Annotated in this window: 13 protein-coding genes; 5 read left to right on the forward strand and 8 right to left on the reverse strand. The window is 68.6% G+C overall.

Annotation, left to right across the window (positions count from 1 at the left end):
* Positions 1-10: 10 nt before the first annotated feature.
* The gene (locus MFF22_RS13410; protein ID WP_238249472.1) at positions 11-448 is read right to left on the reverse strand and encodes a hypothetical protein; all 438 of its coding nucleotides are present in this window, start codon (positions 446-448) and stop codon (positions 11-13) included.
* 421 nt (positions 449-869) lie between these two features.
* Here MFF22_RS13410 and MFF22_RS13415 point away from each other — a divergent pair, with 421 nt between their 5' ends.
* The gene (locus tag MFF22_RS13415; RefSeq protein ID WP_238249473.1) at positions 870-2,822 is read left to right on the forward strand and encodes an adenylate/guanylate cyclase domain-containing protein; all 1,953 of its coding nucleotides are present in this window, start codon (positions 870-872) and stop codon (positions 2,820-2,822) included.
* Positions 2,823-3,252: 430 nt separating this feature from the next.
* On the forward strand, positions 3,253-4,827 hold the full coding sequence (locus MFF22_RS13420) for a peroxidase family protein (RefSeq protein WP_238249474.1): 1,575 nt from the start codon (positions 3,253-3,255) through the stop codon (positions 4,825-4,827).
* 48 nt (positions 4,828-4,875) lie between these two features.
* Here MFF22_RS13420 and MFF22_RS13425 read toward each other — a convergent pair whose 3' ends face one another.
* Together MFF22_RS13425 and MFF22_RS13430 are read right to left on the reverse strand one after the other, a co-directional pair.
* Entirely contained in the window at positions 4,876-5,118 is a 243-nt protein-coding gene (locus tag MFF22_RS13425) for a hypothetical protein (RefSeq protein ID WP_238249475.1), read from the reverse strand.
* Positions 5,115-5,360 carry a 3',5'-cyclic-nucleotide phosphodiesterase gene (locus MFF22_RS13430; RefSeq protein ID WP_238249476.1) on the reverse strand — a complete coding sequence of 82 codons (246 nt, stop codon included), beginning with the start codon at positions 5,358-5,360 and terminating at the stop codon, positions 5,115-5,117. Before MFF22_RS13430 ends, MFF22_RS13425 begins: the two co-directional genes overlap by 4 nt.
* A gap of 307 nt (positions 5,361-5,667) precedes the next feature.
* On the opposite strand from MFF22_RS13430, the gene MFF22_RS13435 reads away from it, so the two are divergent.
* Complete coding sequence (locus tag MFF22_RS13435) at positions 5,668-6,960, forward strand: MFS transporter (protein ID WP_238249477.1); 1,293 nt, start codon at positions 5,668-5,670, stop codon at positions 6,958-6,960.
* A 31-nt stretch (positions 6,961-6,991) separates the two neighbouring features.
* Positions 6,992-7,885 (forward strand): alpha/beta hydrolase, encoded by an 894-nt coding sequence (locus MFF22_RS13440; RefSeq protein WP_238249478.1) that lies wholly within the window; start codon positions 6,992-6,994, stop codon positions 7,883-7,885.
* An 84-nt stretch (positions 7,886-7,969) separates the two neighbouring features.
* On the opposite strand, the gene MFF22_RS13445 is transcribed toward MFF22_RS13440, so the two are convergent.
* The gene (locus MFF22_RS13445; RefSeq protein ID WP_238249479.1) at positions 7,970-8,575 is read right to left on the reverse strand and encodes an SOUL family heme-binding protein; all 606 of its coding nucleotides are present in this window, start codon (positions 8,573-8,575) and stop codon (positions 7,970-7,972) included.
* Positions 8,576-8,794: 219 nt separating this feature from the next.
* Between MFF22_RS13445 and MFF22_RS13450 the strand changes: the two genes are divergently transcribed.
* Positions 8,795-9,673, forward strand: coding sequence for an alpha/beta fold hydrolase (locus MFF22_RS13450; RefSeq protein WP_238249480.1), 879 nt, complete (start codon positions 8,795-8,797; stop codon positions 9,671-9,673).
* 167 nt (positions 9,674-9,840) lie between these two features.
* On the opposite strand, the gene MFF22_RS13455 is transcribed toward MFF22_RS13450, so the two are convergent.
* From MFF22_RS13455 to MFF22_RS13470, 4 genes are read right to left on the reverse strand one after another with little or no spacing between them, the layout of a single operon-like run.
* Complete coding sequence (locus MFF22_RS13455) at positions 9,841-10,782, reverse strand: efflux RND transporter periplasmic adaptor subunit (protein ID WP_238249481.1); 942 nt, start codon at positions 10,780-10,782, stop codon at positions 9,841-9,843.
* A 49-nt stretch (positions 10,783-10,831) separates the two neighbouring features.
* Entirely contained in the window at positions 10,832-11,041 is a 210-nt protein-coding gene (locus MFF22_RS13460) for a DUF1656 domain-containing protein (protein ID WP_238249482.1), read from the reverse strand.
* Positions 11,038-13,080: an FUSC family protein gene (locus MFF22_RS13465; protein ID WP_238249483.1), complete on the reverse strand. Its 2,043-nt coding sequence runs from the start codon at positions 13,078-13,080 to the stop codon at positions 11,038-11,040. The genes MFF22_RS13460 and MFF22_RS13465 overlap by 4 nt, the downstream gene beginning before the upstream one ends.
* Complete coding sequence (locus MFF22_RS13470) at positions 13,077-13,553, reverse strand: MarR family winged helix-turn-helix transcriptional regulator (protein ID WP_238249484.1); 477 nt, start codon at positions 13,551-13,553, stop codon at positions 13,077-13,079. The genes MFF22_RS13465 and MFF22_RS13470 overlap by 4 nt, the downstream gene beginning before the upstream one ends.
* Positions 13,554-13,755 lie beyond the last annotated feature (202 nt).

The following is a 13,755-nucleotide window of genomic DNA, read 5'->3' on the forward strand; positions in this document are numbered from 1 at the left end:
CGGCCGGCCCTCAGAGACGCCGTCCGCTCTTCAGCCGGAGGGCGGGCAGGAAATCGGGGTCGGTCAAGGCCGCCGCGAGGACGGCGAACAGGCCGGCGTGCAAACCCAGGGCCGCGACGCCGAGATGATGCAGCGACCACATCCCCGCCGCGCCGGCGGCCATGAGCGGCGGCGCGGCGACGTAGATGGCCATCCGCCAGGGGTTCGCCGGCCGTGCGAGGCGCCAGTAGCAGGCCGTGAAGGCCGCCAGGGCGAAGGTCCCCTTCATCGCAGCCATGAGCCGGAGCACCCGCGCGAGATCGGGTTCGACCCGTGTCGGATCGCCGCCGAGGATCGCGGCGCTCCCTGCCGCGATGGCCAGGGCCGAGAGAACGAGCAGAGTGACACGCGCCGGCCGTGCAGCCGATGCCGTCTGCCTCGCTCCCACGTCCGCAACGGTGACTTGCATGAGCCCCTCCCGTCCGAGAGAGCAACGATGGTGGGCCTGCTGCCCGAAATGATCAAGCCACGGCGAACGCGTCCGCCGCGCGGGCGCGGGCTTCGATGTCGCCGGGGACAGCGCCTTGGCAGCCGGCGAGGCCGGACCGACGGAGAAGGTGTCGGCGCAGGCCGATCAAGTTACCGAAGCGCTCCCCTTGGGCCAGCACCGATCCGCACCGGCATATCAGTGGCCTGGATGGCCGCTTCCGGCTTCGTATAGCGTTTATCCCACGCTGGATGGGCCGCTGTTTATATCCATGACCTCCACGAGTTCTTGGATCGCGACGGATCGATAGAGTAAGGGGCCACGCATCAGGCCCTCCTTCGTGGTATGCTCTCACCGCGCCGCGCCGCGGCGGCGCTCGGCATCATGCGACGAGAGCGGGAGAATGGGCAGGCCAGCCACCGGGCGTCGCCTCTCAGCGATCCTGATCGCCGACATCGTCGGATATTCCCGCCTCGTCGGCGCCGACGAGGAAGGTACCGTGCGGCGCTTCCGAACCCTGCGCTCCGGGCTGATCGATCCGGCCGTCCGGCATCATGACGGGCGCGTCGTCAAGTCGACGGGCGACGGCGTCCTCGCCGAGTTCGCCAGCGCGGTCGAAGCGGTGCGATGCGCCCTCGATCTCCAGCAGGCGATGATCGACACCAATGCCGGTGTTCCTGAATACAAGCGGATCTGCTTCCGCATCGGCATCAACGCCGGCGAGGTGATGATCGAGCGCGATGGGGATATCTCCGGCGACAGCGTCAACCTCACGGCACGCCTGGAGTCTCTCTCGCCCTGCGGTGGGTTGTGCTTCTCGCGCACCGTCCGCGATCAGATCCGTGATCGGATCGAGATCGCCTTCGAGGACTGGGGCGAGCGATCCCTCAAGAATATCAGCCGTCCGACCCGCGTCTTCGCCGTCACGCCGGACACGATCGCCGCCCTTCCCACGGATGGCCCCGTTCGCGCACGGCCCACGCGCCGCCCCCTCCTCGCCCCCGCGGCTGCCCTGGCCGGCTGCCTGATCGCGGGGACCGGTTGGTACGTGTCACGGCCGGCCCCGCCGCCCCTTTCTCCCGCCACGCTGGCCGCAACCTCCGCCGGCATGCCCGAACCGGACAGGAAAACGGCCCATGACGGGGACGCCCCGCGGCTTTCGATCGTGGTCCTGCCTTTCGCCAACCTGAGCGGCGACCCCGGACAGGATTACCTCGCGGAGAGCCTCACCGCAGACCTCACCGCCGACCTGTCGCGCATCCGCGAGAGCTTCGTCATCGCGAGCGGCACGGCGATGTCCTACAAGGGAAAGGCGGTGGATCTCCGGCAGATCGGGCACGATCTCGGCGTGCGCTATGCACTCCTCGGCAGCGTGCGTCGTGCAAGCGACAAGATCCACGTCAACGCCCAGCTCGCCGATGTCGCGACCGGCGCGCAGGTCTGGTCCGACCGCTTCGTGGGCGACCGGAGTACATTCGCGGATCTTCAGGACGATCTGATCGCGCGTCTTGCCCGCACGATGGACCTCGAACTGACGGAGGCCGAGAGCCAGCGCGCGCAGAAGGAGCGGTCCGGAAACCCCGACGCGAGCGACCTTGCGATGCAGGGATGGTCGGCCCTGAACCGCCCGATCTCGCCCAGGCAATTGTCGGAGGCCCAGTCGCTCTTCGAGCGATCCCTGACGCTGGACCCGCACCACATGCATGCCCGCGTCGGCCTCGCCAGGACCCTGGCGGCCAAGGTCAATGCCAGGATGTCCGATGCGCAGGAGGCCGACCTCGCACGGGCCGAGGCCCTGAACGAGGAGACGCTCACTGCCCGCCCCGAGGACGCCATGGGGCATTTCGTGAGAGCGGACATCCTGCGCGGCCGAAAGCGATTCGACGATGCGGTCGCCGCCTACGGAACCTCCATCGCGCTCAACCGCAACTTCGCCCCCGCCTACGGCGCCATGGCCAGCGCCCTCCTCCGGGCGGGCCGCTCTGCCGATGCGATCCCGCAGATCGATCACGCCGTACGCCTGAGCCCGCGCGATCCGCTGCTGAGCTTCTGGCTGTACGTCAAATGCCACGCTTACACGCACTTGGCGCGAGACGAAGAGGCGGTCGAGTGGTGTCGCCGTTCGCTCGCGGCTTCCGCCGTGCCCTACTGGCTCAACTACGTCGATCTGGCGGCCTCCAATGCCTGGCTCGGACGCCAGGACGAGGCGAAATCCGCGGTCGAGTCGCTCCTCAAGCTCAAGCCTGGCTACACGGTCAGCCATTGGCGGCACGAAGGCTGGTCCGACAACCCGACCTTCCTGCGGGAGTACGAGCGCATCGTGGCCGGCTTGCGGAAGGCGGGGCTCCCGGAATAGCCGTCCACCCCCGCCCCACCCCCGCCCGAGTGCCGGCGCTGTCGATAATATACTTATGTTTCCGCCCTCAAGTTTCATGCATGGACAATTTGTATTTCCAGTATTACTAATGCGATTGGTATAATTTATTGCTTTAACGCGATTCTATGACAGCCAATATTGTCATAAATGACAGGTTATTGGGCCACTAGGGAGAACCGCAATGACGCGAGCTCATGGTATCGTGCGTGGCGCGACCTATGTTGACCGCTCCCCGTTGGATGGCGCGCGTTTCGGGCGGATGTTCAGATGGCTGCCGCCCGAAAACTATGAAAAGGCGGATCTGGCCAATCTAGCCAAGATCATGATCCAGCAGGAAACAGCACATTTTCGCAAGAGCGGCGAAGCAACGCTCCCGCCGAAGACGCCCGTCGCGGAGGGCCCCGATGTCGTGTTCGGTGCGGTCCCTTTCGACCGGGACCCGCCCGACACGAACAAGCTCCTGGACACCCCCTATGGCGAGCCGGAGCCCGCCGACGAGAACCCGACGATTCCCGCGGGCTATACCTATTTCGGTCAGTTCATCGACCACGATCTGACGTTCGATCCCAACAGCTCCCTGCAGAAGCAGAACGATCCCGATGCCACGGAGGACTTCCGGACCCCGCGGTTCGACCTCGATTCCCTCTACGGACGAGGACCGGACGACCAACCCTACCTCTACAAGGATCGGCCGGTGGACGGCGGCGGCATCCGCTTCCTGCTCGGCCGGCAGACGGGGAACCCTTCGATGGAGCGCCGGGGCGAGTTGCCGCGCAACGTCGAGGGCCGGGCCCTGACGGGCGACCCCCGCAACGATGAGAACGGCATCATCTGCCAAGTCCAGGCACTCTTCCTGAACTTCCATAACAAGGTCGTGGACACGCTCGAAACCGCCCGCCCCGATCTCAAGGCGGACCGGCACAGGCTCTTCCTCGAGGCACAGCGGATCGTGCGCTGGCACTACCAGTATCTGGTGCTGAACGATTACCTGCCGCGGATCGTCGGTGAGGAGACGTGGAAGCGCGTCTATCTGGGCGGCGGAACCAAGCCCCACCCCCACATCGAGTTCTACAAGCCCAAGGACGGTCAGGCGTACATGCCTGTCGAGTTCTCCGTCGCCGCGTTCCGGTTCGGCCATTCCATGGTACGGCCGAGCTATGCCCTGCGGCGCGGCGATGCCAACGTCGGGGGCGATGCCGTCGCGCCCTTTGCGGCCGACCACCGGTTCCACCGCATTCCGATCTTCTCGGACAACTTCGAGGCGGACAAGAGCCTGAACGGTTTCGGCCCCCTCCCCCCCGGATGGGAGATCGACTGGCGCCTCTTCTTCAGTGCCGGGGCTCTGCCGACCGCGGTCACGGGATCGGGGAAGGACAAGGGCATCCTCGGCGTCCTCCCGCAGACCGATACCCAGCGGACCCAGCCCGGCTACCGGATCGATGCCCAGATCGTCGATCCCCTCGCGATGCTGCCCCCCGACGTGGCCAAGAGCGGCGATCAGCCCGACGGCATCCCCTCGCTCGCCTACCGGAACCTGCTGCGCGGAAGCGCCTTCTCCCTGCCGTCCGGGCAGAACGTGGCGCGGGCGATCCGTGTGCCCGTTCTGTCGGAGAAGGAACTCTGGGACGACACGGCGGGCGGCAGCCGGGGCCATGACTTCAGCGCCACCGCTTCGACGCCCAATCCGTTCGCATTCCGGGCGCCGCTCTGGTTCTACATCCTGAAGGAATCGGAATTGAAGGGTCGGTCGGCCTTGCCGAAGGACAAAGCCGGCGGTCATCACCTCGGCCCGGTGGGCGGGCGGATCGTGGCCGAGGTGCTGGTCGGCATCGCCTTCAACGACCACACGTCCTTCTTGTACCAGGACCGCGAGTGGACACCGGCGGCCGAAAAGGCGCGGAGCGGGTTCGACCCGGGCACCCCAGTCACCACGATGTTCGAACTCGCCGCGTGGACCACGGGCGGGACGATGACGCTCGGTTGAGGGGCTTGCTCGCGGGGGGAGATCAAGGCCGGGGGGGCCGATGCCGCCTTACCGGCGCGACCCCCTGGCGGGTTCGGCCCCGAGGCGGCGCATGCAGGCGTGATAGAGCTCAGCCCCGAGACCGTAAGGCGACAGCCCCTTCGGGTTCGGCGCCGTGAAGACGTGGTCCCGTGCCTCGTCGCGGCACCTGGCATCCTCCGGGCTCTTGATCGGCTGGTTCTGGGCCACGGCGGGCGAGAGGACGCCCGTAAGCAGGATCGCCGCCGCGAGCCCCGTCCGGAGGACCCTCACTTGCCGCCCCGGGCCTGGTAGGCATCGATGGCCCGGCGGCAATTGTCCGACAGCTCTCGCCGATGCGCGGCAAAACAGGCGTCCATCTTCTTGCTGTGCGGGTCGAGGTCGCCGCAGAAGGTTGCGGCATCCCCCGAGCAGAAGCGTCTGAGATCGGCGTTGCCCCGCTTCCCGGCGGCGAGGCCGGGGGTCGCCGACAGGAGCGCGAAGGTCATCGCAAGGCCGAGGCGGCTTATCATCATCCCTCTTCGTGTTCCCATCTCTGTTGGAGAAGCGACGCCGGGCGGTGGAGGCGCAAGGACAGCGTCCGTCCTTGATCGCGACGATAAACAACGGCTCGGGAATTCCGTTCGCGGCGCTCAAGCGGGGATTTTCATCAGGCGACACCTTGCCGCTCACGGGATGCGTGGGGGGGCGAGGGTGCGAAACGATGGCGCAATCGGCCTGTGGTGTGGTGACGGTCCTCGGGCGCGTCGGGTAAGGAGCGTCCCCACATCCGCCTGTGAGATCGTTCCCGGTCATCATGTGGAGTGACCGGGGTTTCGATCGATGCGCCGCGGGCCGCCGAGTCTCAGGTCTTCGCGCTGGCGGTTCGGCCTGTTCTCCCTGCTGTACCTCTATCAGGGCCTTGTGGCCGGCTTCGCGCTGACGGCGCTGGCCAACCACTTCGCCGCGGCGGGCGCCTCGACGGCGCAGATCGGCCGCCACCTCGCGGTCGTCGGCCTGCCCTGGGTGCTGCAACCGCTGCTCTGGGGACCGGTGATCGATCGCGGGACCCCGTCCCGCATGGGAGCCCGCCGATTCTGGCTGGTCCTGTCCCTGGCCTGCGCCCAGGCCTGCCTGGCCGGACTGCTTCTGCTCGGCGCGGATGCGGGCCTGACGGCGATCAGCGCCGTGCTCTTCCTCCACAGCCTCGCTGCCTCCCTCGCCGACACCGCCACCGACCGCTTGATCTCCGGCACAGTCCCCGCCGACGAACTCGGACGCACCAGCGCCGGGACGCGGGCGGGGTTCGTGATCGGAAGTGCGGCCGGGACCGCGATCTTCGCGTGGATTCTCGCGCAATACGGCCTGCCCGCCGCGGCCGGCGCGCTGCTCGCCCTGACCACGCCGCTCGCCCTGGCCCCCGTCATCGTGCGCGAAACCCCCGATGACCGGCTCTTCTCCCTCCGCCGGGATGCCCCGCCGCGGGCACCGGGCCGGGGGAGGATGGCGGAGGTTGTCCTCTTCACACGCGGGCTCCTGGCGGCGTTCCGCGGCCGCGATGCGGCGATCCTGCTTGCCATGTGCTTCGCCATCGATTTCGGGCTCGCCCTGTTTCAAGTGCCCTTCGCCGTCGCCCTGGTGCAGGTCCACGGTTGGGACGCGGGTGATCTCTCACGCCTCCAGGCCGGGCTCGCGCTCCTGGGCGGGACCCTGGGTGCGGGGGGTCTCGGCGCCGCGGTGGACCACATGGGACCGCACCGGGTCTTGCGTGGCCTTCTCGTGGCCTGCGCTCTGGCGTTCGGGGGGGCCGGCGTGCTGATCGGCGCCGGGTGGGAGGCCGCCGCCGGTCCGTTCATTCTGGGGCTGGCCAGCGTCGTGCCGGCCCTGCTCTACGTCGCCCTGCTGCCGACCGTGCTGCTGGCGAGCCGCGCGGGACGGGCGTCGGCGACGCAGTTCCAGGTCTATATGGCGGCGATGAACCTCGGTGACGTCGCCGGCTCGGCCCTGGCGGGCCCCCTCGCGGCCGTGATGGGATCGACCCTCGTCGCGTTGGCGGTTGCGGCCCTTTTCGTCCTCTGCACGGGCGGCGTGCGCCATCGGGGGCCGGCGAACGTTGCACAGCATTCGGAGGCGTAGGCCTCCCCACGGGCATGAGCGAGGCTTCAGGATGAGCGAGACCGACCACCGCCCCGTAGCGAGGGGCACGGAGACGGCCCCGGCCGCCTCCGGGTCCACCCCACCGGGCACATGGGAAACCCTGAACCGCAGCCAGCGTGACAGCGCCTACAACAACTCCGGTGCCGTCGCCGACGGGGCCAGAATCGTGGAAGGCTGGACCAGAGACTCGGCCAAGCTGCGCGAACGGTTCTCCGGCACGGTGGACCTCCCGTACGGACCGAAGCCGCGGAACAAGTGGGATCTGTTCCCCGCATCCGATCCCTCGTCCCCCTGCTGCGTCCACATCCACGGCGGGTATTGGCAGACGCGCTCGCGTGAAGACTTCGCCTGCGTGATGGAGGGGGTGCTCGCTGCCGGGTTCTCCGCGGCGATGCAGGGCTACACCCTCGCGCCGGACGCGACCCTGACGGAGATCGTCGCGGAGGTGCGGCAAGCCCTCGACTGGCTGGCCGCCGAGGGTCCGTCGCGCGGCATCGCCGGACCCGTGATCCTCACCGGCTGGTCCGCCGGCGGTCACCTCTGCGCGATGGCCCTCGATCACGCGAGCGTCCGGGCGGGGCTCGCCATCTCCGGCATCTACGAACTCGGCCCCCTGCGGGACACCTACCTGAACGACAAGCTGCACCTCACTGACGAGGAGGTCGCGACCCTGTCGCCGATGCGGCTGCCGCCCGTCGACAAGCCCCTGGCGCTGGCCTACGGGGCGGGCGAGCTGCCCCGGCTGACCGAGAACAGCCGCGCGTTCCACGCGTTCCGCGCCGCCCACCACGGGGCGGGTGCGCTGATCCCCGTCCCCCATGCCAACCATTTCACCGTCTACGACGAGCTGCGGTCGAAGGATGGGATCCTGGCGCAGGCCGTCGTCGCGCTCGCGCGGGCGTGACGGCTCACCGTGATCGGACCGGGTCTGACGGGGCTCAGCGCGAGGCTCCCGGCCGACCGGATCCGCGTCATGTCATGGGGCAGCTCATGGGGCGGCCATTCGGACCGCCACTTCGTTCCTGCGGAGGAATGGGATGGCGAAAGGCGGATCGTAGCCCATGAAGAACGTCGCGCCAGCGGTCGGCCGGTCGGCCGCCGCCAACACGTCCGTCAGGACCCGCGCCTTCTCAGCCCGGACCTCGGGCGTGATGCGCCCGGAGAAGCCGAGCGTCGCCACGCGCTCGGCCGGGATCTGGACCAAGCGGACACTGGCCTCGGTCGGCTCCGGCGCGCCGGCCTCGGCGACCTCCCGCGGCAGGAAGAAGCGCATCGTGCCGCCCGCATCCTGCTCGACGGGGACCGTCATGGCGATGCGCCTGCCGCCGGTCTCGACGGGCGCCGTCATGGCGATGCGGCCGCCGGTCCGGTTCGCGCCGGTGATGTAGCGAAACAGCCGCCCGAACGCCTCGCCATCGCCCTGGTTGCGGGCGTCGGTCTCGACCGCGAGCCGCGGTGCGTAGGCGCGGATCTCGACACCGCGGTCGAGGTGCTCGACCACGGTGTAGCGAGGTTGCTCGTAGAATGACCGCACGCCGAAGATCCCGAGGACCGATTCGAGCAGCGTGACGAGGTAGTAGACGAACATACCCATTGCTGGTGCCTCCGGTCTGGGGCCCGCCCCGACCGTGTCTCGGGGATAGGAACTTCCGTCAATACGTGTTCGACCCGGTCCGCCGGGACCAGCCACTGGGCCGTGCGGGACAAGATCCTGGCGGACAATTTAGTGCGGCAGTACGGTCTTACCTGACGCGGGAGGAGCCGATGCGGATCCCGCCTGCGTCACGAACGGCACGAGATGAGGAGCAAGCTCATGAATCTCGGAAAAGCTGTCTCTCTCTACGCGGGAATAGTGTCGATCTTGCTTCTCGCGGTCGCACCCCTTCACGCCGCCGATGAAGGCGCCCGGCGGATCGTCAAGTCGGACGGGATCGAGATCGAGCTGTTCGAGTACGGCAAAGGCCCCGAGACGCTGATCATGGCGGCCGGAAACGGGCGGCCCGCGGCACAGCTTGGCGACCTCGCCAAGGGCATCGCGGCAACCGGCACCCGCGTGATCACGTATAATTACCGCTCGTTGGGCGCCAGCACCGGCCAGATCGACAACCTCACCCTTCACGACTACGCCAATGACGTGTGGCGGGTCGCCGATGCCCTTGGCGTCGATCGCGTCCATCTGGCTGGCAAAACCTACGGAAACCGCGTCGTTCGCGCCGCCTCGCAAGACAAGCCGGATCGCGCGCTCAGTGTCATTCTGATCGGCGCGGGCGGGGAACAGTTGCCCTCTCCGGAAACGCGTGCCCTCTACGAACGCTATCTCGATCCCACGACGCCCAAGGCTGAGTGGATGACGCTACAGGGCCAACTCATGTACGCGCCGGGCCACGAACATCTGGCTGCCCTGGACGCCGAACAGGGAGAATACCCTGTCCTTGCCGCGGCTCAGGTCAAAGCGAGCGATGCCACCCCGAAAGACCAGTGGGCGAGCGGCGGCACGGCCCCCATGCTGGTGATGACCTGCCTTCTCGATCGTGTCGCCGTGCCGGAAAGCGCACTCATCGTCGCGAAATCGAGACCCAACGCTTGGCTCGTCGGCTTGCCGGGCTGCGGCCACAACATGCTGAACGAACGGGGCGAGGATCTGGTGCGGCTGATGGCTGAATTCATCGCACGCACGTCGAAGCGCCCCTAGTGCATCGATCCAGACGAAGGCGTCAGCCGTGTCTGGAAAAATTGATGCAAAAACCAGAGGATAGTCCTCTGGCGCATGAACGAAGTGACTGCGTCAGTGCACTAGTGCGGTTTCGGTTTGATCTGGATCGCCCGCTTCACCGTCTTTGCGAGCGGAGCGAAGCCCGGTCATCGCGGGGAGCCGTCGGCCACGTGCACGACCTTGTGCAGGATCCCGAGCAGGTCGAGGCGGGGGGTTTGGCCCGCCGCATCCACGGAGACCGTCGCCGTCCTGCCCGAGACCAGCCGCGTCTGCGCGGGCAGGCCATCCAGCTTGATCCGCACGGGAATGCGCTGGGCCAGCCGGACCCACGCGAAGGTCGGGTTGACGTTGGCGAGCAGGGTCGCCCCGGCCGAACGCTCCCGGTCCTCGATGCCGCCGGCGACGCTCTCGACGTGGCCGGCCAGAAGCCCGTCCTCCCCCATCAGACGGATGCTGGCCCGGTCGCCGACATGGATGCGCGGAAGCTTGGTCTCCTCGAAGTAGCCCTCGACCCGGAGCGTGTCGCGGTCGACCAGGGCCATCACGCCCTTGCCCGTGTTGACGTAGGTGCCCGGGCGCAACTCCATGTTGGTGATGCGTCCGTTGACCGAGGCCTTCACCGCCGAGCGATCGAGGTTGAGCTTGGCGAGGTCCCGGTCGGCCATCGCTTGGTCGTAGGATGCCTTGGCCGCCAGGTCGGTCGCCCGGGCAAGCTCGACCTTCTGCTGCGAGACGGCCGCATCGCTCAACTTGATGTAGCGCTGGTAGTCGGCCGCGGCCTGCTCCGCCGTGGCCTTCCTGCCCTCCACGATGGCGTCGGCCTGCCGCAGGGCCAGGGTGAAGCGCTCCGGGTCGATCTTGAACAGGACGTCGCCGCGCTTCACGGTCTGGTTGTCTTCGACGAGGACCTCGGTGACGAGGCCGGAGACGTCCGGTGCCACCTCGACCACGTCCGCCCGCACGCGGCCGTCCCGCGTCCAGGGCGCCTCCATGTAGTAGTCCCACAGGGCGAGGCCGACGACGACGGCCGCGGCCACCATCGCCAGGGTGACGACGAGCCGGACAGAGAGGGCGAAGAACCGTGTCATGGCGGGAACCGGGGGTCGGGGAAGGGTGAGAGGGACTGACGGCGGGCCGTCAGGAGATCAGCGGCTGCCCGAGCGCGACGACGCAGCCCAGCAGGACGACGTAGAGCGCGAGGTCGAACAACGGCCGGTGCCAGACGAAGCGGTAGAATCCGGCCAGGGCGAGGACCCGGCGCAGGGGAAGGCCGATGAGGAAGGCGAGCAGCATCCAAGCCGCGAGGCTCGGGACGAAGACGCCGTAGATGTCGAGTTCGCCGGTCATGCCGCGAGCGCCGTCCGGGTTGGGGCCATCAGACTTGGCCGGTAAGGGGGAGAATCGGGAAACAGTCCGCGGCGGACGCCCACGAGCCCGAGGAGCGCCGCGCGATGGGCCGGCTGCTGCGGTTCGGTCGCCACCGCGTCGAGCGCCGCATCGATGGACATCAGGAGTTCGGGCGGCGGCCGGGTCGCGCGGCCGCCGAAGTGCCGGGCCATGCCGGCCAGGAGCCCCTCGACCGCAACCCTGGCTTCGGTCGAGAGCTGCCGCCGGTCGCGGCGCAGCTCGACCACGTTGACCCCGACCCGCACCTCGGCGAGGAGGTCGGCCGTCCATTCCGCGTCGTCCGGCGGCAGGGCCGCGAGACGCGGGGCGAGCAATCCGACACGGTCGAGCATGACGGCGGCGAGCTCCAGGCCGCTCTGCGCGCCGCGTCGCCCGGCGGCCTGGGCGAGGCTGCGCCGGTTCACCGCCCGGAGGCGGTGGGCCGACCACCCGGCCCCCACCGAGCGGATGAGGCGCGTGACCAGCGCGGCGACCCACATCCCGACGATGATCGAGAGCGCGGAGTTGGCGAAGGCCGCGAAGTCGCCCGTATAGCTGCTCTGGAGCGCGATCACGGCCGAGCCGTTCACCGCCGCGCCCATCGCCATCGGCGCCGTCCGCGGCTGCGTCATGCAGACTCCGCACAGGATGAGGGCCGGGGACAGGGCGAGCGCCAGCATCTCGAAGCTCGTGGCCTGCGGCAGCACCCCGAACAGGTAGATGGCGGCGACGACGGCGCCGAGCACGGCCGAGTTGGCGAAGCCGAGGATGGACGGCGCGGGGTCGTCCTGCGCGGCGAAGAAGCAGCAGCCGACCGACGCCATCATCGGCGCGCCGGCCCCGTCCGGCCAACCGGTGGCGATCCAGATCCAGCAGGTGAGCAGCACGACGAGGAACACGCCGACCGCGGACAGGATGGCCATGCCGTGGTCACGGTGGCGGATCGTGCGCGCGGCGGCGGTGTAGCGGAAGGCCAGCTCTTCGCTGACGGATGTCCCGTCGGTGATATGCTTCTGCAGGAGCCTCACGTCCTGGCGCAGGTCGATGAAATCGCGCAGGCGCGCCACCAAGCTGGCAAGCACCAGATCCGGCCAGCCGAACTCCCCGCGCAGGACTGGATCGACCGCGTCGGCGGCGCTCCGCAGCCGGTCGGCCTCGACGGGGTCGGTCGTCCCCGAAGCGAGCCATGCAGCCATCTCGTCGAGGAGGGCGCGCATGCGGGCCGGCATAGCCCCGGCCCGTTCCAGGGCCTCGACCCGGTCCGCGACCGCGGAGACGATCGGCAGGACCATCAGCATGTGCTGGCGCAGGGTCGCCATCGCCCCTGCGGAGCGTTCGGCTCCGGTCATGTCGTAGCGCAGGGGCGTCGCCAGGGCGTCGAAGGCGATGGCGTCGGAGGCGAGCTTCAGCCGCCGGGCCTGGGTATCCCCCGCCTGACGCGCCCGGCCGACCACGTCGGCGACCCAGCTGCGGGCGTCGCGCAGCAAGAGATCGAGGCGCGCGGAGATCGTCGGCGCCACGGACTGGGGCAGCACGATGGTGTTGACGAGGCTGGCGCACAGGATGCCGAGGGTGATCTCCTCGGCGCGGGCCACCGCGGTGTCGAACATGGTCCCGGGTTCACCCACGCTCGGGAAGCCGATCAGGGCGGCGGTGTAGCCGGCCAGCATCATCAGGTAGCTGCGGGGGGTGCGGTCGAGCAGCGAGAAGTACAGGCAGACCGACACCCAGAGCGCGATGGCGAGGGTCAGAAGCTCCGGCGAATCGGCGAGGTTCGGCACCAGGGCGATGCTGACGACGGCGCCCAGCACGGTGCCGAGCACCCGGTAGAGGGCCTTGGCCCGGGTCGCGCCCGCCAGCATCTGGCTGGTGATGTACACCGTGCCCAGCGCCCAATAGGGCCGGGGCAGGTCGATCCACATGGCGAGATACATCGCCAGCACCGCCGCAGCGAAGGTCTTGATCGAGAACGCCCAGTCGCGCCAGCCGGGAAGAGTCACTCCGCGGCCTCCCCCCGCGTCGCGGCCTCCGGCGTCTCCCGCGCATACCGCTGGAGGGCCTGGAAGACCCTCAGGCTCGCTTCCAGGTCGGCGGTGTCGACGTCGGCGAAGACCTGCCCCCGCAATGCGATGAGCTCGGCCTCCATCTGCGACACGGTTCGCTGCCCGGCCGGCGTGAGGTTGAGGACCTTGGCGCGGCGATCCGTCGGATCTTCCTTCCGGACGACCAGCCCGGCCGTGCAGAGCTGATCCAGCAACCGCACCAGCGACGGGCCTTCGATGCCGACGGCGTCGGCCAGGGCGTTCTGGCGCGGCTCGCCCTCGAGCCGGCCGATGAGGATGAGGGGGAGCGCGGTCGCGTCGGAGAGGCCATGCGCTTCCACGAGGCCGTTGGCCGCCCGCCGCCACTGCCGCCCGGCCAGGAGCAGGGTGTGCGTGAAGGCTTGGCGCAGTTGGTCGAGCTTCTCGGACATCCGGATCGCCTCGTCGCCGAAGGCCCTTAGGCCAACGAGTTTGAGCCTTATAGATATGTCACTATCCGTTAGGATGCGATCTTTTTGAAGCGCAGCCATGCGGTGGTGGCAGGCGATCGGAACGAGTGTCATTCGCGCCGTGTCTCGCGTCTTTGCGAGCGCAGGGAAGCAATCCAGGGCAGCGGGACATCTCAGAACTGAG

Source organism: Methylobacterium persicinum, from assembly GCF_022179525.1.
GTDB lineage: Bacteria > Pseudomonadota > Alphaproteobacteria > Rhizobiales > Beijerinckiaceae > Methylobacterium > Methylobacterium persicinum.

Coding starts and splice junctions, on each gene's coding strand:
- MFF22_RS13410 (WP_238249472.1), bottom strand. CDS start 448: ATGCAAGTCACCGTTGCGGACGTGGGAGCGAGGCAGACGGCATCGGCT.
- MFF22_RS13415 (WP_238249473.1), top strand. CDS start 870: ATGGGCAGGCCAGCCACCGGGCGTCGCCTCTCAGCGATCCTGATCGCC.
- MFF22_RS13430 (WP_238249476.1), bottom strand. CDS start 5,360: ATGATGATAAGCCGCCTCGGCCTTGCGATGACCTTCGCGCTCCTGTCG.
- MFF22_RS13435 (WP_238249477.1), top strand. CDS start 5,668: ATGCGCCGCGGGCCGCCGAGTCTCAGGTCTTCGCGCTGGCGGTTCGGC.
- MFF22_RS13440 (WP_238249478.1), top strand. CDS start 6,992: ATGAGCGAGACCGACCACCGCCCCGTAGCGAGGGGCACGGAGACGGCC.
- MFF22_RS13445 (WP_238249479.1), bottom strand. CDS start 8,575: ATGGGTATGTTCGTCTACTACCTCGTCACGCTGCTCGAATCGGTCCTC.
- MFF22_RS13450 (WP_238249480.1), top strand. CDS start 8,795: ATGAATCTCGGAAAAGCTGTCTCTCTCTACGCGGGAATAGTGTCGATC.
- MFF22_RS13455 (WP_238249481.1), bottom strand. CDS start 10,782: ATGACACGGTTCTTCGCCCTCTCTGTCCGGCTCGTCGTCACCCTGGCG.
- MFF22_RS13460 (WP_238249482.1), bottom strand. CDS start 11,041: ATGACCGGCGAACTCGACATCTACGGCGTCTTCGTCCCGAGCCTCGCG.
- MFF22_RS13470 (WP_238249484.1), bottom strand. CDS start 13,553: ATGTCCGAGAAGCTCGACCAACTGCGCCAAGCCTTCACGCACACCCTG.